This window comes from Paenibacillus sp. FSL k6-2145 (assembly GCF_037976585.1).
In the GTDB taxonomy this organism is placed as follows: Bacteria; Bacillota; Bacilli; order Paenibacillales; family Paenibacillaceae; genus Paenibacillus.
Window position 1 is genome coordinate 1,776,286 of record NZ_CP150267.1, and the last position, 21,113, is coordinate 1,797,398.

Sequence of the window (21,113 nt, forward strand, 5' to 3'; positions counted from 1 at the left end):
CTCGAACCACTACCTTTTTGCAATGCCATAACGCTCGGATAACGCTTCACCCAAGATGTTGAACGTAATGACTACCAGCAGAATCAATGCACCCGGGTAGATCATCAACTCCGGATGACTGCGAATGTAACCTGTTCCTTCATGAATCATGGCCCCCCATTCTGCATTCGGGGGTTGAATACCAAGCCCCAAGAAGGACAGAGCGGATATATCCATAATCGCCCAGCCCATCTCCAGTGTGCCCATCACAACAATGGGACGCTGCACGTTGGGGATGATATGTCTACGGATAATCGTCCACGAAGACGAGCCGCTAATCCGCGCCGCTGCGATGAAGTTCCGTTCCTTCAGACTGACGACCATATTCCTACAGATGCGTGCATAATACACCCACTGCACCATCATGAGGGCCAGAAGCACCTGCATCAGACCTGGGCCGAAAATCCCCACAATGCCCAGCACCAGTACTAGATTCGGAAACGCCATAATGCCTTCACACAAGCGCATCAGCAGACTGTCAACCCAGCCACCAAGGTAACCGGAGATGGAGCCTACAATGACACCTATGAGCAAAGATGACAGGAAGATCAGGGTAGCAAATCCAAGCGACACTCTCGCTCCATACATCAGCCTAGTGAGATTGTCGCGTCCCAGATGATCCGTTCCGAGCCAATGCTCGAGCGATGGACTCGCCAGCTTCTGCAACAGATTCACCTTCACCGGGTCATGAGGAGCAATCCATGGGGCTAATAACGCGATCACGAAGAAAAGCAATATGATCACCGAGCAGATCTGGATGGCTCTCTGTCCTTTAAATACCGCACGCCATTTGTTTATCAATGTTCTGCCCGTCCTTTCGCTGAAATCCGTGGGTCCATAACGAGCTGCACCAGATCAACGAGCAGATTGCATACGATGAACAGGCAGGCCGCCAAGAAGACATAACATTGAATAACGGGAATATCCCGGTTAAATATCGCATCAACAAAGTATCGTCCGAACCCAGGCCAGGAAAACACCTGCTCCACAATAATGGTGCCTGTGAGCAGCTTGCCCATACTCATTCCCATCCCCGTAATGAGGGGCGATATGGCGATCTTCAGGACATGTTTCAGCATAATGACTCGTTCGCGAATCCCGCGTGTTCTCGCGTACTGTACATATGTCTCCTGCAATTGCTCCAGTACACTGGAACGCAACAATCGGGTGTAGATCGCGATAAGAATCAAGGAGAGTGTAATCGTAGGCAGCACCAGATTTTCCCACGATCCACGTCCTTCCACAGGCAGCCAGTCCAGCTTCACCGAGAAAAAGAAGATCAACAGATAACCAAGCCAGAATTGCGGGATCGACGCGCCAAAATAGGAAATCGCACGGCTGACCATGTCAATCCAGCTATTCTTGTACACCGCCGCCAGTATTCCCAAAGGAATACTTACCAAAGCGGATAACAACATACTCCAAAAGGCTAGTTCAGCCGTAGCGGGAATCCTTAGTTTCACTTCATCCCATACGGGTTTGTTGGTGAGATATGAGGTGCCAAAGTCGAGCTTGGCAATCTTCTGAATCGTATGCACATACTGGGTTAATAAGGGCTGATCCAGACCGAATTCATGCCGTTTTTGCGCAAGCAGCTCCGGTGTTGGATAGATATGAGCGGCTGTCAGATAAGCCTCGGCTGGATCAACCGGTGAAATATGAATAAGCGCAAAGGTAACAAGTGTAGCGATAAAAACGATAGGAATGATCGCGATCATTCGTTTCCCAATATAACTGATCACCAAACGTTCCTCCCTTTTATCAAGCTACATGAAATTACAAAGGCCTTACCACTCCGAAATTAAAGTAATTACTACTTATTGATTGCCCAATTCGATTCCTACAAACGGATTTTCATCACGATTCGCCGGGAAAATAAAGTTGGAGATTTTCTTCTGATATACAGCCGTTTTCTTAATATAAGAGATCGGTACGATTGCCGATTGCTCCTGAAGTGTTTTCAGGATAGAGCCATATAACTCCTGGCGTTTCGTCTCGTCTGTAGATGACAGTGCTGCATGCACCTGATCGTCCAGTTCCTTTTTCATCGGCAACGCACTCAGGGTCTCGGAAATCCCGAATCCAGGGCTCGCCACAACGTTAATGAAGGAATGTGGATCATATGGAGCGCCATAGTTGTACCAGAAATACAGGTCGAAATCATTGGCTTTCAGACGTTTGATCTGTACCGTAAGTTCCAGTCCAGTGAGGTTTACCTTAACCCCAAGCTCGCTCCATTCTGCCTGAATGGTCTCAGCCATCGCTTTCTGAATCGGGTCTGTCTTGTCAAAAATCATCTCGAAATCAAGCTGCTGACCGTCTTTCTCACGAACCGTACCACCTGCAGGCAGCTTCCAGCCCGCTTCATCAAGTAATGCTTTGGATTTCTCTACGTCATACGTGATCGGTTCCAGGTCTACATTGGTGTATGGATAGTTTTTGGACAATACGGTATCGGCTGGTTCTTCCAATCCGGAAGTCACGCCTTCCACCATCGCCTTTTTGTTAAACCCTTGCTGGAGCGCCATCCGCACTCTGACATCGGACAGCTTTGGATTGGAAGAGTTCAGCAGCAGACTGCGTGTGCCCACCGGATCAGACAATTGGGTCACATATTTATCATTGTCACGCAGCTCCTGGAACGCATCCAGACTGATCATACCTTCACCATAGATCAGGTCGAGATCGCCTTTTTCAAAAGCAAGGACACGGGTTTCACCGTCAGGAATGATTTTGACCGTAATCTGATCCACCTTTGGTGCTGTTCCCCAATAATTCGGATTGCGTTTGAAAACAGCATATTCGTCCTGCTTGTATTCAGCCAGCATCCACGGGCCCGTTCCAACTGGCTCTTTGATGCCTTGGGAAGTATCTCCGTCATCAGGGAATCCAGCTTCACCCAGGAAGCGGAACGGACGGACCACAGACAAGTCCTGAAGAACCGGATAATATGGCTCTGTGAGTGTCAATCGGAAAGTATGGTCATCCACAACTTCCGTCTTGTCGAGCACACCTACAATGCCCAGCCAGCTATGTGTATCTTTGTTTTTCATTACAGCGTCAAAGTTCTTTTTCACAATCTCAGCATTAAATGGCGTACCATCTGAGAATTTCACACCTTGGCGAAGCTTGAATGTATATACCTTGCCGTCATCGGAGATGGTCCATGATTCTGCCAGAGCAGGTTCCAGTTTTCCGTCCTTCTGGTAACTGATCAGCGGCTCATAGAGCATGGATTGGGCAAATAATTGCGAAGGATTGTACGTATGCGGATTCATTGTACCGATATCACGTGGCCATGACATCGTAATCGACTTCGTAGATGTTTGATCCGAAGCAGCAGATGAGGATTCATCTCCACTTCCTGTATTGCTGCAACCCACAATAACGAATAACAACAAGAGCATAGTTGCCAGCGTGAGGGCCGAAGATTTGCGATGTTGAACAGACATGGATGTTGAACCCCTTTTCTCTATTTTATGATAATGATTATCATATTCATCCATTAAGAATAGGCAGGAGCCCTCCTTTTGTCAACAAAATTCGACATAGTATGCATCACTACTAAATATGCCAAAAAAGCCCTTCCTGTAGCAGGAAGAGCCTCTCGATCTGAATATGAATCATAACTGCAAAAATAAGTTCAACAATAATCTGCTATTCCTTGCTCACAGCATGGAAATCACGAAAGTACATATGCAGATATATCACTGAAATCCATCTTCATATACGCCTTCTTGTTTCTCGTTTAAACGTCTACAGGAATGCCCTCATAGAACCGACGAATGACCTTTTCCGCTGGCTTACCATACACTCCGTATCCGTCGTTGATCAGCGCATCCTTCTCCGCATGCAGATGTGCGCTCCAATCCCATAGACCGAATCCGCGCACCCAGTCACGCTGACTGACATGCCGGAACATCACTTCATAGAAACGCTCCTGTTCCTCCGCGCTGACTTCGCCTTCCAGCCCCCAATCGTTTGGTACGTAGGCTGATCCACTGCGGCTGGGACAGCCTGCTTCTGCGAAGAAAAAGGGTTTGCCATAAGGAGCAATCGCCTGCTGGATTCGATCCAGTTGTGCCTCCCAGTCTCCGATGGGATAATACCCACTGGAAGAGATGACGTCCACAGCATCCCACCATTTCACATGACCTTCCTGATATTTGTCCGTATTGTATGACACCGGTCCCGTGTACACTTCACGCACAGCGGTGATCACCTCGCGCCACTCCTGATCCCGACGCTCGGATTGCACCATCTCACAGCCTACAATGAACATCTCACACTTTTCCTGCTCTGCGATCGCTGCATAATGCTTCTGAAATGCCGTGTAACTGCAGAACCAATCCTTCCACTTCGGCTCACAAGGCACATCGATATCAAAAAAGTTAATGTGTGCACGCCATGTGCCGTCGGTGCAGTTAACGGTTGGTTTCAGAATGATACGCAGCCCGAGTGTACGAGCATAACGAATCATATCGATCAGTTCATTATCCTCCACCAAATGTGCACCCCGATACTTCACTTCTACTGCCTGCGGATGATCCTGATGTGCCGCCAGTGCAAAAATAACATGTGAACTGCCTGTACGTTCAGCCATCAGGCGCAAGGATTCTTTGGTTTCCGGCTTGCGGAAGTCGCCCTTGCCACTCATCCAGCCAAATGTAAATCCCTTGATATATTCCATATACATAGCTCCCCAATATTTCTGTTCACTTAATGAAAAAAGAATGACCTACTATATACACTTTCACTACGATTGCAGTACCATCTTCCGATCGCCGTTATCCCCAGATTTCTGTCAATCCCTTTTATACAAGGGAGAAATCCGGAGATAAATGCGACCACTTCGCTTCTTCAGATTGGTTCTGCACTCTCCGTTATTGTGTAAATTTCAGCTTTTCAAAAATTGGTTTCACTTCGATTACAGCTTGCCTTCCTCGTGATCTCCGGCAATAACTTCGTCCGTCTCGATCACATAGTTCACGATCTCTTCGATGGTCGTGTAAGCGACGCCCACATACGTGTCGGCAGCGCCGTAATAGATGGCGATACGTCCGGTATCAGCATCATGCAGTGTTGCGCATGGGAAGATCACGTTATCAACGAAGCCTTGTTCTTCATACCATTTTTCTGGTGTCAGCACAAAGTTGGAGGAACGATATTTTACTTTGGATGGCTCATCCAGATCCAGAATGACCGCACCCATGCTATAGACAAAACCGTTACAGGTTCCGGTTACGCCGTGGTAGAACATCAGCCAGCCTTCAGACGTTTCGATCGGAGCGGGCCCGCCGCCAATTTTGACCGATTGCCACCAGCCTTGGCCGCCCTTGCTCATCACATGACGGTGCTTGCCCCAATACACGAGATCCGGGCTTTCACTCAGGAAAATGTCTCCGAATGGCGTATGTCCACTGTCACTTGGTCTGGACAACATTACATAGTTATCGTTGATTTTGCGTGGGAACAACACGCCATTCCGGTTGAATGGCAGCATTGGATTTTCGAGGCGGACAAATGTTTTAAAGTCATCTGTTTTGGCCAGACCCAGTGCTGCGCCGTAGAAGTCTGTACACCAGATGATGTAATACGTGTCTTCGACTTTGACCAAACGTGGATCGTATGCATAGTTCGGCATAAACGGATCGCCATTTTCATCTACAAATGCAATACGCTCTTCTTCAATCGTCCACTCCAAACCGTCTTCGCTTGCGCCCATGTGAAGGTGTGGACGGCCATTAACGGTTTCGGCGCGGAATACACCAATGAATTTTCCTTCATACGGTATAACAGCACTGTTGAAAATACGGGCAACACCCTTGACCGGGTTACGCGGGACTACCGGGTTCGCCGAATGTCTCCATACCGGGCCTTCCGTTCCCTCCGGTTTGGCTTCCCATGGCATATTTGGCAAAGCATCCCCAACAATGTGTACGTTTTTCGTTTCGGCAACTGACATTTTTCATTTCTCCCTTCGGATTTTATTTAACTGAGCCTTGCGCGAAGCCGTTGTAGATGTACTTCTGTAACAACAGGAAGATGATCATGGTTGGAATAATGGCGATCATGATGCCAGCGCTGATGACTTCCCACTGCGATCCAAACGGTCCCTTGAATTTGAACAAGGCGGTGGATATGACCTGTAGATCGGTCTTTGGCATGTACAAGAACGGTGTGTAGAAGTCGTTATAGATGTTCACACCCTTCACGATAATGACCGTTACAATGGCCGGTTTCAGCAATGGCAGAATGATTTTCCAGTAGATCGTGAAGTACGACGCGCCGTCCAGCATGGCGGATTCATCCAGTGCACTTGAGATGGAGCCAAGGAACTGCAGGAAAATATAAACCGCGATGATATCTGTACCCAGGTACATCACGATGGCCGCCCAGCGTGTGTTAAACAGGTCGAGCGCGTTGATGATCTGGAATGTGGCGACCTGTGTCGTAACACTTGGAATCAGGGTAGCGAGCAGGAATGCCGCGACCATGATTTTCTTGCCTTTGAATTTGAACCGATCCAGCACATACGCGATCATGGAACCCGTTAAGGTCGCCCCTATAATGGAGATGACCAAGATAATAATGGTATTTTTGAAACCAACCAGCATGTTGCCATCCACAAAAGCCTTCGCATAGTTCGCAAAGTTCAGCCAGTTGGCTGGCGGGGCAAGCGGGCTGCTGGAAGCGTATTCCGCATTCGTTTTGAGAGATGCAAACAGGATGACCACGATAGGTAACAGTGCGATAAACGCCGCAAGCACCAGGGAAGCATATTTAACCACGCTCGCAAGGGTGTATTTGAGTTGTGTCACGTTTATTCCTCCCCTTTCATGGTGACGCGCTGCACAAGCGTAACGAGAATAACGATCAAGAGCAGCACCACAGCCATGGCGGATGCCAGTCCCAGCTTGCCATATTTAAATGCCAAGTGAACCGTTTGGATTACAAATGTCATACTGCCGTTGGAACCATCGGTCATGATATATGGAATATCGAACGCACTAATTGCGCCGCTAATCGCCAAGATCAGGTTGAGCTGCAGGATGCGTGTAATGCTTGGCAGGATGATGTGGCGGAATTGCTGCCAGCGATTGGCACCATCAATATCGGATGCTTCATACACATCCTTCGGAATGGAGGAGATTGCACCCAGGAAAATGATAAAGTTGAAGCCCATGTATCTCCATACCGATGCACCTGCGAGTGACACGTTAATAATATTGGGATTACCGAGCCAGAGCTGCGTGTATTGTCCCAGCCCTACAGCATGCATGAGCATATCGAGTGTACCGTCTGGTTTGAAGAAAAAGAGGAAGATAAAACCGATGGCTACCCCATTCAGCAAATAAGGAAAAAACAGTATGCCTTTGAAGAAGTTTTTGCCTCGAACTTTGAAACTCAGAATGGTGGCAAAGTAAAGCGCCAAGCCCATCTGTAAGAACGTAGCCACGAAGTAATACAAGCTGACAATAAATACTTTGAAGTATTCGGGATCACTGAATATGCGAGTGTAGTTCTCAAAGCCAACATAATCGAACCTTTTACTATATCCGTTCCAATCGGTGAAACTGTATTTGAACATGTTGATGACTGGCAAGTATGCAAATGTAAACAGCAACGCCAGCGGAATAATTGAGAAGGCACAGATGATAAATATGCGTTGCGCTGAGTAGCCCCAATTCGAAAGTTTTAAGTACTTCATGCTCTCCACACCTCCAAGCGGTTCTCCCGCCTATATATCGAAAGACTCCGTCCAATGGAATTCCTGCGGAATAACTGCCGGGGGAAGAGCATGGGTATCATGCTTTCAAATACCACATACTCCATGCTCCATTCATAAATGGATTCCTTTATCCCCGCAGTCCATTCATCACCTGATCCACTTACGTTAATCCAATTATTTCGTGAGTTCTGCTCTTGCTTTGACCCACTTGTCGTTCAGATCTTTCATAATGTCGTCATACGATTCCTTGCGGTTCCCAATACCTGCTTCGATAATGCGTTTCTTGAAGTCAGGCTGCCAGAGACCGATTTCGCCTTCGTTATCAATCTTGTCGACCAGACCTTCCTGACCTTCTTTGGCAGGTGTAAGCGTGGAGAATTTCACATCTTTATATTGATCCAAAATGGGTGGTAATTCAGCATTCTTGTCTGCATCCATACCGCCACCCTGTTCAACCGCGTAGTTTGATTTCGCCAGGAACCAGTCAATCCAGGCTTTGGCAGCAGGTTTGTTCTCACTGTTCACGTTCATGCCGATGTTATAGTCTGCGGAGAGCGGAACCACAACCTCACTTGCATTGGTTGGGAAAGGTAAGAAACCAATGTCGTCCGGAGTATCCGTCATGCCTTGGATCTGTGTGATCGCCCAAGATCCAAGTGCCATCGTAGCAATTTTGCCTTTGGCGAGATCCGCTTTGGAGCTTTCCCAGTCGGTTGTTGTTGGATCTTTCTCGATTAGACCGTTCTTGGCTGCATCATAGAGCACTTTATATAGTTCATAGTGCGGCTGACCAGGCACAAAGTTCTCATCTGTATTCGGTTGGTCCACGTTAACGTAATCCACACTGCCTGCAACAGTTGGCAGGTCCGATTCCCATTGGGTGAGGGCCCAGCCGGATGCATAGTTGGTGTAGAGCGGAACCGCATCTGTATTGTCTTTGACCAGTTGAAGCGCAGCTTGGAATTGCTCCGGTGTTTTTGGAACTTCCATAATGCCTGCGTCTTTGAAGACCTGTTTGTTATAAATGATTCCGGAGAACGTGATCACGGTAGGGATACCGTAGACCTGACCATCCACCATGCGTTCTTCAATGGCGGTGTACTTGTCTTTCAATTCATCATACGTGCCGAGCGGCTCGAAAAAGTCCGGGATATCCGCGATCGGAACACTGGTCGGGATCATCAGTACATCACCATAATCCTTGGTGCTCATACGGATCTTCACTTGTCCTTCGTAGTCGGCTAGTGCCTGAAAGTTCACTTTGACATCCGGGTATTCCTTATTGAACTCAGCAGCGTAGTCTTTGAATACGGTATCAACAATATCTGTACGTTGTGTAAGGACAGTAATCTCACCCTTGATATCTGCCGGATCTGTACTGATCTCCTCCCCTGCCTGCGAAGATCCACCTCCGGATGAACATGCAGCAAGTAGTGAAGTGATGAGCAGCATCGTCAGCAACATCATCCAACCTTTGTTTTTTCTCAATTGTTTCGACCCCTCTCTTAAGTTAATTAAGTTATCGTTAAGGTTACAAAATGAATTCTATTATGGTAACGCTTACCTGTCAATTAAATTATTTATAACTTAACAAGAAAAATTGCGAGGTATTTCGTTGACATCTGTTTTTCAGAGCACTAATATTATTTAATAAAGTTACCGTTAACTTAATTATATGAATTGATTAAACATTTACACGAAACGTAGAGGACAGAAAGAACCTGAAGAAGCGGAGCGTTCGCCTTTATCACCGGAATTTCACCTTTGAAAAAGGGAATCAAAAAAATCTGGGGATAACAGCGATCGGAAGGTTATTCTGTCATCGGAGTGGCCAGTGTAAATATTCTTTAATTCAATTTATATATTAAGATTTATGTAACACGTTGAAGGAGCGCTCACTTATGAATACAAAAACAACCGAACTCCAATCTGAAATTAAGGCCCATTGGGAGAAGCAGATTTTACCCTTCTGGTCCAACCTTAAAGATGCAACCCACGGTGGATTCTACGGCTGGGTTGGCAATGATCTTCAGGTGAATCCACAGGCCCCCAAAGGCGGGATCGCCACGGCACGACAACTCTGGTCTTTTGCAGCGGCGTATCGGGTTACCGGAAACGAAAGATGGCGCGATCACGCGGAGCACGCCTATCGTTTTCTCGCAGACCATGTGATGGATACCGAATATGGCGGTATGTACTGGATGGTAGATTACACAGGGGAAGCGCTGGACACGAGCAAACATGTGTATACGCAATCATTCGGTGTGTATTCACTCAGTGAGTACTATCGTGCAACCGGGGATGCTTCTGCATTGGAACTTGCGAAAACGCTTTTTGCTCTAATTGAGGACAAAGGTCTGGATGCCGAACTACCTGCGTATAAGGAACAATTTGATCGCACATGGAAAGAACAGCCCAATGAAATGCTGAGCGAAAATGGGGTTATTGCGGATTACACAATGAATACGCATATCCATGTGCTGGAGGCCTACACCACGCTCTATCGCGTGTGGCCGGATCAACAAGTGAAGGCGGCGCTGGAACGCCTGCTCGGAATTTTGTATGAACGCGTGTATGACCAAGACACCAAGTTTCTCGGGGTATTTTTCAACAAACAGTGGGAATCCATCATCGATCTGCGCTCGTTCGGACATGACATTGAAGCCAGCTGGCTGATTGACGAAGCACTGAAAGTTCTGGGGATGGAACAACATCCGGAGTATGCAGCGATGGTAACGGATATCGCCTATAACATCTCCAATGTAGCCGTGAATGCCGATGGTTCCCTGTTAAATGAACAAGAAGGTGAACATATCGATGAGAAGCGAATCTGGTGGGTTCAAGCTGAGGCGATGGTCGGTTTCTATAACGCGTATCAGCGTACAGGCGATCCCTTGTTTCTGGAGAGAGTGGAACGCTTGTGGACCTATACAAAAGAAAACATCATTGATCAGCGCGCTGGTGGGGAATGGTACTGGTCGGTTGATGGGAACGGTACACCGGATCAGAGCGAGATTGCTGGACCGTGGAAATGCCCGTATCACAATAGCAGATTCTGTATTGAACTAATCGAGAGGATGGGATCAGAATGATACACCCGAAATACAAGGAGTTACTGGAGAAACAGGAGCAGCTACTTAGTCGCCCCAATGAGATCAATTCTTCCTTCTACAATGGCGTATATGATCGGTATCAATATCCGGTAATCACTCGCCATCATGTACCGCTGCATTGGAGATTCGATCTGGATGAGACGACGAACCCGCATTTTATGGAGCGTCTGGGCATTAATGCGACGTTGAATCCGGGAGCCATCTATTTCAATGGCAAATACGTCATGGTTATTCGTACGGAAGGATTAGATCGCAAATCAATCTTTGCGCTCGCCGAGAGTGACAATGGCATCGATGGATTCCGTTTCACGGGTAAACCATTGGTCTGGGATGATATCGATGCGGATGAAACCAATCAGTATGATATGCGCCTTGTTCAACATGAAGATGGCTGGATCTATGGCATCTATTGCTCGGAACGCAAAGACCCGGAGGCTCCTGCATTTGATACGTCCAGCGCAGTTGCACAGGCAGGACTGGTTCGGACACGGGATCTTACAAGCTGGGAACGGTTGCCCAACATCACGACCAATTCCCCTCAACAGCGCAATGTCGTATTGCACCCGGAATTCGTGGATGGAAAGTATGCCTTCTACACCCGTCCACAGGACGGATTCATCTCGACAGGCAGCGGCGGCGGAATCGCCTTTGGTCTGTGTGAGGATATCTTGAACCCTGTCATTCATGAAGAGACCATTATCGACGAACGGCAATATCATACGGTATATGAGGTCAAAAACGGTCAAGGCCCTGCTCCACTCAAGACGGATCGTGGCTGGATTCACATTGCTCACGGAGTTCGGAACACCGCAGCAGGCCTGCGTTATGTGTTATACACCTTCGCTACGGATCTGAATGATCCGGCGCGTATTATTGCCAAGCCGGGCGGCCACTTCATTGCCCCTTATGACGACGAGCGTGTAGGCGATGTATCCAATGTTATTTTCTGCAATGGTGCTGTGGTCAATGAGAAGGAAGAAGTCTTTATCTATTACGCTTCCAGTGATACCCGCTGTCATGTGGCAACAACCACGCTGGAAAAACTAGTCGATTATACGTTCAATACACCGGCCGATCCATATCGTTCACTGGACTGTGCCAGCCAGCGGGGTCAGCTGATAGAACAGAATGAGAAGCTTTTACAGAAACAATTGACATAACATCGCTATAGCAACCTTTCATGCAAACCTGAAAAATGCCGAAAATAGCGAAACAACAGTCAGAATTGCTTTATTCCAAGTTGGTAACGATGTATACTGATATGGATTGTTATTATGTGCGGAGAAAGCGCTCATCATAATGACAGCACATTGTGCCTATACCGGCTTGAAGGAGGCGACCATACTGAAGAACAATATCACCATGCGGGATATCGCCGACAGGCTCGGGGTCAGCAGTGTGACCGTCTCGAAAGCATTGAATGATAAAGATGGCGTGAGTGGCGAATTAAAGGAAAAAATTAAAGTGCTTGCTGTTGAAATGGGCTATCGGTATAATGCTGCTGCCCGTTCCATGAAGGAAGGCTTAACCCATAATATTGGCGTAATTATCCCGGAGCGTTTTACCGGGCCTACGCAGTCGTTCTATGTACGCGTGTTCCAGCGCATTACGAAACATCTGGAGGAACAGGGCTACTACGGCATTCTTCACATTCTGAATGTGGAGGATGAGGAAGAATTAACGCTGCCCAAGCTTTACAGCGACAACAAGGTCGATGGTTTCATCGTGCTCGGACAGATCAGCAAAGAGTATATTGAACTGGTTCGATCGATGGAAGTTCCCAAAATGTTTCTCGACTTCTACGATGAACATTCGGACATTGATTCCGTCGTTACCGATAACTTCTACGCTGCCTATGAGCTGACGAACTATCTGGTTCAGCAGGGCCACCGTGACATTGCTTATGTAGGGAACCTGTATTCCACGAGCAGTATCCAGGACCGATTCCTTGGGTATTACAAATCCTTGCTGGAACATCGGTTGCCGATGAATCCAGAGCTGGTTCTGAATGATCGGGATGAACGAGGTACGTTTATTGAGATTGATCTGCCGGAACAGCTGCCAACCGCCTTTGTATGCAACTGTGATCAGGTCGCTCATCTGCTCGTCCAAAAACTGACTTCCATGGATATTCAGGTGCCTGGCCAATGCTCAGTTGTTGGTTTTGATAATGATATCTATGCGATGCTCTCCGATCCCAAGCTGACAACCGTTGAAGTAGATGTAGAGCAGATGGCCCGCACGGCAGTTCAGTCCATGCTCAAAAAGGTCGACAACCCGAACCGCAGTTTCGGCCGTGTACACGTGAAAGGCAACATCATCTATCGTGACTCGGTGAGTGCTGTGTCTGAATCATCAGATACAATGGATTCTGAATTAAAGAATTAAATAAACGAACACAGATGACTGGCCTTTATCTTACTGGCCAGTCTTTTCTGATGCATCGGAGCTTAACGACGGCAACGATCTGTTGAATCCTTCAAAAATGTAGTCGTTCTCCAAATCGAGAGGATGAGGATCAGCTCATACACATTGGTTAAAGCTCCACTTTCCACTGGCAGGGAGATTAACTGCCCTACAAACAATAATGCAGTCCCAACAAACAGCCATACCCATTTATGTTTGAAAAGAACGATCAGGCTAACAAATAAGAGTACAAGCCCCACGATGATAACCATCATCGGCGGACCTCCATGACCTTCTGCCATATATCTCAATACTCCATACTCTTCTATAACTTTGAGATTTTTAACCTCGGATAAAGTAAAACCTACAATCTGGTAGATAACCAAACCTAAAGTTATCAGCCATGCTACCATACTCGTTATACTTCTATTTGCAAACTTGGCACCTGAGCTGCGCAAGATATGGTAGCCAACAAGAATAAGGGTAGGGGTAGCAAAGGCATGCAGCCAAAATCGAAGGCTACTGAGAAACATTAACACTTCCCCCTCCCCTATCATATTACCTACAGCAATAATTCCATTGTCATATGCCAAGCTGAACGCTACGAATAGCTGAAAACTGGAATACGCGAGCCATTGCTTCCGCTGGGTTAAATCGACGCCCATCCGAACAACAAGTATCAAATAAACAAGAGTAAGTGCGGAGTATATCCATACATCCAAGCTGCTTCACCATCCTTATTGGTCAATTCTAATAAATTATATTTACCGGTAAGTAAAATTACAAGGCGTACTTGTATAAATGGTTAATTTGTCATAAATTACTCACAAAGGTAATGAAGATAAATATCAATTTACAACGTTTACCTGGAAGACCAAAACATGCTGTAGATGATCCACCCTTACAAGGAGTCACTTTTCAAGCGGCCCGCCAAACTGTATATGGAGCTAAATTATATAAAAAGAGCACCCCCGGCTATCGTAGCTGCAGGAGCACTCTTTTCCTTATTTGAAGAACGTAAAAGCAACAGGTTACTCTGATATCAATAACTTGTCTTCAACCAATTATCCTTGGACCAGGTCAGTTTACCCGAACCCGCGCCATTGGAAGCCGTGAGGCGTGCATTCAACGTGGATGGATCATCCGTGGTGTAGCTGTAAGGAAGTGTCGAGAAACCGTTCCAGGAGAACGATTTTACCACGGCCGGAATTGGCGCCAGTGGACTGCCAGACGTATCACTGCTGCCCCGGAATGAGCTTCCATCCAAAGAGTACATGGTATCGGTCACTCTGATTTTGCCGGTATAGGTTGGATCTGCCGGATCGGTCTGATTGTTACGAACAGGATATAGCACGTCCTTAATGACTGATTTCTCAACCAAGACGGCCCCGCTCTCCGTAGAGATTGCCCCATTGCCAATGATATCGAACTTATAACCTTTGGACGCAATCGCTGTTGCCATCGCCGTTGTAATTTTGGCTTTAGCGGCACGTGCCCCAGTCGAATCCATCACGATGTTGTATGCATGTGCATTGCCTCCACGCAGGCGTGGCATCCGATCCTGAATATCTTTGTACAGATTATGGTGCAGGGTCATGGACAGGTTGGCGTTAGCTGATTCCAGGCTGGTCGAACCGACCAGATGTCCTTTCTTTTGGGGTCCTGAGATGGCGATAATATCGGCTTTGCTGAGACCTACAGCACTGCTGCGCAGGTAGTTGTACATGGGATAGGAAGCCTTATTTGCTTCCAATTCGTTAATCTGCTGGGTAACCCAGCTGTTCGAGCTGCCGTCATCCCCTTTGAAGAGGGACCAGGAGATGGTCACGCCACTGGTTCCTTTTTTCGAATCGACGAGTCCGTCATAGGCTTTATTAAATGTGCAGTGATCAATCCATACGTTGCTGTTCTCCTCCAGGGTGATGTAATCCCAATCGTTCTTGTCGTAATCACCTTTGGTGGATTCATCCCATTCCCATAACTCATCAAATTCCAGGTTGCGGATGATGACATTTGAGCTTCGTTTCACGCTGATCGCAGCGTGTTTGATCTTGGAACCGTTGGCGGAGAAAATGGTGAGTCCATTAAAACCATCAATCGTGAGCTTGCTAACACCGGTCTGTTTTAATACGGGATGCGTCAGCGCATCATTATGCTTGGCAAAAGGAGAAGTCTGCGCTGCGCTCGGAATTTCATTCCATCCCAGATTCAGATCGTTCATGATCTCAACAACTTTGACACCGGAGTTCTTTTTCAACGCCAATGCCAGATCGGTCGCATTATACACTTTCTTATACGTGGCTGTGTTTGATTCGCTAATGATGCCGCCGCCCGCGTTCCCTTGGGAGAAGCCTGTTAGATTGTAGTCTGCGTTACCCGCTGCCTGCACACTTGCCGGGCCGGACAATAAAGTTAACCCCAACGTTAGAGCCAAGGCTGTGCTGCATAAACTTCGAAATTTAGATTTCATCGATTCCATTCCTCCCAATATATGATGATGATATTCGTCCATCGCTGCCATGCCAAGTTACGAAGGACATGTTCTCAATGTAAATGTTGAAAGCGATTACAACAATAATCCGTATCTCACATGTGGTTAGGAAAGGCTGGTATGGCAAGGGTTTGTACTGTAAGCAACCTTGAATCGTACGGAGTTAACTTGGGGAGTAAGGTTTCAGGGATATATCGTGGCAGCAAGAAGATATCGGTTAAATGAAACCAAAAAAGCAGGACTGCATCTGCCGCAGACCTGCTCGATTTTACTTTTTGATGGAACGTGTCCAGAAGCCACCATGGAACTGTTTGGGCTCCACAGTAATGACAAATGCTTTCGGGTCCAGACTGAGAATCGTCTGATAGAGCAGTTTCTGGTTTTTTCGTTTCGCCAGAATCTCCATTACAAGCCGATCTCCATCACGTCCACTACCCACCCACGCAGTAACACCGTACCCTTTATCCCGCAGGGCATTCGCGACGCTTCCATCCAGCTGATTACAGATTACTTTAACGGTGATATAACCGAGCGCAATCTTTTCTTCAATCCACGCTCCGAGCAGCACACCCAATCCGTAACCTACCGCATATACAATCAGGGCCTCCGGTTGTTTCAGATAGTTTAACACCAGATTCAGACCGAGCACATAGATCACAATCTCACCCATGCTGATCAGTGCGGCGATATATTTCTGTCCTTTGAGTGTCAGAATCATCCGGAGTGTATAAGCCGATACATATACAATCTGGATCAAAAAGATAAATACCAATATTTTAAACAATCGTAATCCCTCTTTCCTGGCCTTCACAACGAAATTGGCCCTCTGCTGCATATCCTCGACGATTTCGTTTCATCTATGCTTCCTGTATGTTCGCTCTATCTCCATCATTGGACGTTATGCCCTCATTCTAAACGGTTGGATGTAAATCCGTGGCATTTTCTGCTCTCTGGCATGCCGGAACTGCCATTATAGAACCGTTTGTACCGATTATCAACCCGGCGGAGGTCCCAGGGTCGAAAACGGGGGTCTTTGAATATGCTGTATCATCATAAAGCCAAGCACGCTGGCACAGGATATCAGGTCAGAACCAGGATGGATGGGTCAAAACAAAAAGGGGGTGCCGTCATGCAGCTATGGCAGGAGATGGAGCAGGAAGGCATGGAGGAACTCATTTTTTGCCATGATGCAGATAGTGGATTGCGGGCGGTCATTGCCATTCATAACACGGTCCTTGGACCTGCGCTCGGCGGATGCCGCTACTGGACGTATGCGTCCGAGGAAGAAGCTGCTCGGGATGCTGTGAAACTTGCCAGAGGCATGACGTACAAAAATGCAATCTCCGGACTGCCGTATGGTGGCGGGAAAGTGGTCATATGGAATGTGCCTATTGCGAAAAATGCAAAACCTGATGAGGATGGTTGCGGATCTCATAGTGGTGAGCAGGGCGCTGGAGATCTAGGGGTAGAGCAGCAAAAGGGCGCTGCCGCTGAACGGGAAGTCGTCGCCGATCAGGTTGCGGATCGTATAGATAAAAGCCTAGATACGGACGTATCCAAGCGGGCGCAGCGCTTTCGTGCACTGGGTCGTTGTCTGGAGCGGCTAAATGGACGGTACGTGACCGGTCTTGATCTGGGGACCACGTCGTCAGACATGGACGAGATCCGATTGGAGACCGCACATGTGACGGACACCACCGGTTCGCTTGGGGCGCAGGATGACTTCACTGCCGAGATGACCGCCTACGGTGTACACATCGGCATTGTGACCTCGCTGCGCCAGCAAGGCATTGCATCTTTGCAGGGCATTCCCGTTGCTGTCCAGGGACTGGGCAAGGTCGGGTATGCCCTGTGCCGTTACCTGCATGTAGCCGGGGCACGGCTCATTGTGGCAGACGTTGTACCGGAGCGTGTACAACGTGCCCTTGTGCAGTTCAGCGGCGCCATCTCGGCCGATCCGGCCCATATCCACGCCGCTGACTGCAAGGTCTTCGCCCCCTGTGCCTTAGGGGGCGTACTGACCCCGGCAACGGTGGAGGAGCTGCGCTGCTCCATCGTTGCCGGGGCGGCCAACAACCAGCTGAGTGAACGACAGCTGGTTGCAGGCCGCATGCAGGCGCGCGGTATCCTGTACGCGCCTGATTATGTGCTCAACGCAGGCGGAATCATCTCCACCGCCTACGAGCTGGAAGGCGCGGGGCCTGACCTGATCCGCCAAAAGGTGGCGGGGATTGCAGGCACGCTGAGCAAGGTATACGCAGAAGCTACGCAATCTGCGATCTCCACAGCGGATGCAGCCGATCGGCTGGCGGAATCCATCCTTCGATCAGGCGATAAGAGATAGGGTTCTCCCTCCTGGGGGAACTCCAGCTTTACCTCATTCTAACGAACCTGATACACGTTATAAGCCCCTTTTAGCATGGATCTAATATCTAACGAATCTCAGACACGTTATTGTGCCTAGTTTGGTCCTTCCTCAAGCTAAATAACTACTTTTCCGAAGGATAGCGTTCCTGAGGTTCGTTAGAATTTATATTTCAGATTTTGACCGTGAATAGGTTGTCTCAGGTTCGTTAGCGCTGCGGATGAAGTTTCTTTGGGGGTAGCATCACCTAACAAAAAGAGCTAACCCCGACATCCATGCCCAGGTTAGCTCTTCTTAGTTCTTCTTAGCTCTTCTTAGTTCTTCTTAGTTCTTCTTAGTTCTTCTTAGCACTCTTAACTCTTCTAGGCTCTTATCACTTCGTCCTTCTACTTTCTAATCCCTTATCGCTTTTCTTTTATTCTTCTGTTCTGCTGTAACTTCTCAAACTGCAACCGGCCTCTTCTTCGCTGTCTTCTTCTCTCGAAACAGCAGCGTCCACAGCAACACATTCGCTACGATCAGTAGCGCACCATATATCCATACGCCCCCCGATACCGAACGGAAAAAGACATGGACTCCCCATAACATGGCAAGCACAGGGAGGGCGGCAAATACATACCAGCCATCACTTTGCTGCGCCATACTGAAAGATTGGGAGAACGGCGGCTTACGCAGCAACAATTTGCCTGCCAGTGGGACAAGTGCCGTAGCCGTCAACAAAATTATCGCAATATCCGGCAGTATCCGTGATCCAAATGCCCAGGTGAACAGAATGGCATTTGCCAGAAATATAGGCAGGAACATGTTGTACAGGAACGCCTTCAGAGCGCCTTTGTATAACGCGCTATCGTTCGCCATCGGTGCAGCGCGAAAGGTCCAGAACGCCTTATATTGTCCTGAAAATTTCAGCATGACCACAACCGTTACAACCAGCATTAGTACGATATAAAAAGTGTATACAAACGAACTTTGCCTAAACTCAGCCCAGGTAGAAGACTGCAATTCGGTAAACCAAAATACATAAGGTAAGACAAATGATAAACCAAGCGATGGATACACCTTCAGCTTGAATTCCCGTTCATTACGCATCATGCTGGCTGACAGACGGAAGCAAGCCTGCTCCTCTCTGGAACGACTGACCACCTTGGAGATCAACCGATCCCATCTTCCACGTCTGCGTCCAGAGGACTGACCCGAATGTGCCATTTTTTCCAAATACAATTCAAAGGAAGGCATAAGCTTCACATATACGATCATACTCACCACAGGAACCAAGACTGCCAGTGCTGTGAACGTATAGATCCACACATTCCCGCCCCCTGCAAATAACCATTCATAGGCGGCCGCATACCATAACGGAGGTAACAGCAACTGCCACCAAGCCGGGGTAAATACCATACCAAAGTCAATAATGCTGAACGAACGGATGACCAGCTGATAACCGATCGCAATCCCCACGGAAAGCAGTATCTGTACCATGTTGATCATATCTTTCAGCTTCTCACCATCCAGAAACTTCATCATGAACAGATAAATCAGAGACGTCGTCACCAGAATCAGCATATTGATTAGAATCAATTCTACGAGGAAAATCAGAAAGAATACGATTCCATGCGTCACCAACGCGGCAATTAACGGTATGCCTGTTAATGAACCCGTCAGCAATAATAGATAAACGCCTGCGTGGATGGCTCGGGCCATACCCACCGTTCGCCCATTAACGGGCTTCGTCATAATGATATTGCGATCCCGAATGTCCAGCAGTACGGAGGAAAAATCCGAGATCATGGACGTCATGATCATAAACATTAATATGCCGAACACAAGTCCCATCTGAAGCATGAAATGCCCCGTATCCCAGACAATGAAGGGAACCATCAACAGTCCCATTAATCCATACAACCACAGGGAACGAAGAAACTGATTCCCTTCCTTGCGCTCCTTTTTCCCTGAATTGTTGGACAAAATGGTAGGTACTCTACGTTGATCCATCTGGAACTTCACTCGCAAGATCAAGCGCAGCACATCATAATCCGCCCCTGTTTTGGCGATGATTGGCCGAAAGCGATCCAGAATCTTGAGTGTGCGGAAGTCGGAGGATTCCTCCATATCAGTACACCTCCTGCACAATCGATACAAAACGCTCCGCAATGGCTTTATGCTCATTGAAGCCCGTCAATTGATTAAATACTTCCTCCAACGTCCCTTCCATGGACTGCTGTTGGAGCTGCTTGAACGTACCGTCTGCCACCACGCGTCCTTCAGCGATCAGTACAATTCGACTGCTGATCTTCTCCACCACATCCATGATGTGAGACGAATAAAATATGGTTGTGCCTTTGGCCGACAACTGCGACAAAATCTCTTTGACCACCATCACACTATTGGCATCCAATCCGCTGAGTGGTTCATCCAGGAACAGCAGATCCGGATCATGCAACAGCGCAGAGATTAACAGCACTTTCTGACGCATGCCTTTGGAAAAGGATGCAATGCGGGAATAATATGATTTTTCGAGTCCAAAACAATCCATCAATAGCTTGGCTTTGTAATCTGCATCTTCATAGGACATGCCGTATAACTCCCCCGTAAAAGTCAGATACTCCGCAGGCGTTAATTGTTCGTACAATTCCGCGACCTCCGGAACATAGCCGATTCTGCGTTTGTACTCTACATCCCCATCCGCAATATCTTTACCAAAGATTCGTACCGTGCCTACATATCCTTCAACCAGCCCGAGTAAAATCTTAACCGTCGTACTTTTGCCAGCCCCATTCGGACCAATATATCCAATCATCTCACCGCGATTCACTTCCAGATCGATGCCGTTCAGCACATAACGTCCGTTGTATCTCATACGTAAGCTTTCAATTGATAGCACTTGTTGTTCACTCACTTCGTTATCCAGCTCCTGTCTCTATCTTTTTCTACAATTCTACTAGTTTACCACAGATTGGGATGGTGATG

17 protein-coding genes are annotated in these 21,113 nt (G+C 47.7%); 4 read left to right on the plus strand and 13 right to left on the minus strand.

Annotated elements, in window-relative coordinates:
- Nucleotides 1-9: 9 nt before the first annotated feature.
- From nikC to NZ043_RS07835, 8 genes are all read right to left on the minus strand, one after another.
- Nucleotides 10-840 (minus strand): nickel ABC transporter permease subunit NikC, encoded by an 831-nt coding sequence (gene nikC / locus NZ043_RS07800; RefSeq protein ID WP_036671611.1) that lies wholly within the window; start codon nt 838-840, stop codon nt 10-12.
- Entirely contained in the window at nt 837-1,781 is a 945-nt protein-coding gene (nikB, locus tag NZ043_RS07805; RefSeq protein WP_133386244.1) for a nickel ABC transporter permease subunit NikB, read from the minus strand. The genes nikC and nikB overlap by 4 nt, the downstream gene beginning before the upstream one ends.
- A gap of 75 nt (nt 1,782-1,856) precedes the next feature.
- The gene (gene nikA, locus NZ043_RS07810; protein WP_026081406.1) at nt 1,857-3,491 is read right to left on the minus strand and encodes a nickel ABC transporter substrate-binding protein; all 1,635 of its coding nucleotides are present in this window, start codon (nt 3,489-3,491) and stop codon (nt 1,857-1,859) included.
- Nucleotides 3,492-3,787: 296 nt separating this feature from the next.
- A complete protein-coding gene (locus tag NZ043_RS07815; RefSeq protein WP_339311326.1) occupies nt 3,788-4,729 on the minus strand; it encodes a 1,4-beta-xylanase in 942 nt (313 codons plus the stop codon).
- A gap of 237 nt (nt 4,730-4,966) precedes the next feature.
- Nucleotides 4,967-6,004, minus strand: a complete 1,038-nt coding sequence (locus tag NZ043_RS07820; RefSeq protein WP_091035772.1) for a glycoside hydrolase family 130 protein — start codon at nt 6,002-6,004, stop codon at nt 4,967-4,969.
- A 22-nt stretch (nt 6,005-6,026) separates the two neighbouring features.
- A complete protein-coding gene (locus tag NZ043_RS07825; protein ID WP_091035769.1) occupies nt 6,027-6,860 on the minus strand; it encodes a carbohydrate ABC transporter permease in 834 nt (277 codons plus the stop codon).
- Nucleotides 6,861-6,862: 2 nt separating this feature from the next.
- Nucleotides 6,863-7,750, minus strand: coding sequence for a sugar ABC transporter permease (locus NZ043_RS07830; RefSeq protein ID WP_017691677.1), 888 nt, complete (start codon nt 7,748-7,750; stop codon nt 6,863-6,865).
- A gap of 195 nt (nt 7,751-7,945) precedes the next feature.
- Nucleotides 7,946-9,259, minus strand: coding sequence for an extracellular solute-binding protein (locus NZ043_RS07835; RefSeq protein WP_100528225.1), 1,314 nt, complete (start codon nt 9,257-9,259; stop codon nt 7,946-7,948).
- Nucleotides 9,260-9,672: 413 nt separating this feature from the next.
- On the opposite strand from NZ043_RS07835, the gene NZ043_RS07840 reads away from it, so the two are divergent.
- From NZ043_RS07840 to NZ043_RS07850, 3 genes are all read left to right on the plus strand, one after another.
- On the plus strand, nt 9,673-10,863 hold the full coding sequence (locus NZ043_RS07840; RefSeq protein ID WP_133386248.1) for an AGE family epimerase/isomerase: 1,191 nt from the start codon (nt 9,673-9,675) through the stop codon (nt 10,861-10,863).
- A complete protein-coding gene (locus tag NZ043_RS07845) occupies nt 10,860-12,044 on the plus strand; it encodes a glycosidase (RefSeq protein ID WP_133386249.1) in 1,185 nt (394 codons plus the stop codon). Before NZ043_RS07840 ends, NZ043_RS07845 begins: the two co-directional genes overlap by 4 nt.
- Before the next feature lie 139 nt (nt 12,045-12,183).
- Nucleotides 12,184-13,272, plus strand: coding sequence for a substrate-binding domain-containing protein (locus NZ043_RS07850; protein WP_133386250.1), 1,089 nt, complete (start codon nt 12,184-12,186; stop codon nt 13,270-13,272).
- A 62-nt stretch (nt 13,273-13,334) separates the two neighbouring features.
- On the opposite strand, the gene NZ043_RS07855 is transcribed toward NZ043_RS07850, so the two are convergent.
- The 3 genes from NZ043_RS07855 to NZ043_RS07865 form a co-directional block, all read right to left on the minus strand.
- The gene (locus NZ043_RS07855) at nt 13,335-14,012 is read right to left on the minus strand and encodes a hypothetical protein (protein ID WP_133386251.1); all 678 of its coding nucleotides are present in this window, start codon (nt 14,010-14,012) and stop codon (nt 13,335-13,337) included.
- A 320-nt stretch (nt 14,013-14,332) separates the two neighbouring features.
- Complete coding sequence (locus tag NZ043_RS07860) at nt 14,333-15,760, minus strand: hypothetical protein (RefSeq protein ID WP_127551518.1); 1,428 nt, start codon at nt 15,758-15,760, stop codon at nt 14,333-14,335.
- 289 nt (nt 15,761-16,049) lie between these two features.
- Nucleotides 16,050-16,565 (minus strand): DUF2179 domain-containing protein, encoded by a 516-nt coding sequence (locus NZ043_RS07865; RefSeq protein WP_036671622.1) that lies wholly within the window; start codon nt 16,563-16,565, stop codon nt 16,050-16,052.
- A gap of 345 nt (nt 16,566-16,910) precedes the next feature.
- Between NZ043_RS07865 and NZ043_RS07870 the strand changes: the two genes are divergently transcribed.
- Nucleotides 16,911-18,125: a Glu/Leu/Phe/Val dehydrogenase gene (locus NZ043_RS07870; protein WP_165980312.1), complete on the plus strand. Its 1,215-nt coding sequence runs from the start codon at nt 16,911-16,913 to the stop codon at nt 18,123-18,125.
- Between the two features lie 462 nt (nt 18,126-18,587).
- Here NZ043_RS07870 and NZ043_RS07875 read toward each other — a convergent pair whose 3' ends face one another.
- The gene (locus NZ043_RS07875; protein ID WP_133386252.1) at nt 18,588-20,255 is read right to left on the minus strand and encodes a hypothetical protein; all 1,668 of its coding nucleotides are present in this window, start codon (nt 20,253-20,255) and stop codon (nt 18,588-18,590) included.
- Between the two features lies 1 nt (nt 20,256).
- A complete protein-coding gene (locus tag NZ043_RS07880; protein WP_339311333.1) occupies nt 20,257-21,042 on the minus strand; it encodes an ABC transporter ATP-binding protein in 786 nt (261 codons plus the stop codon).
- Nucleotides 21,043-21,113: the final 71 nt, after the last annotated feature.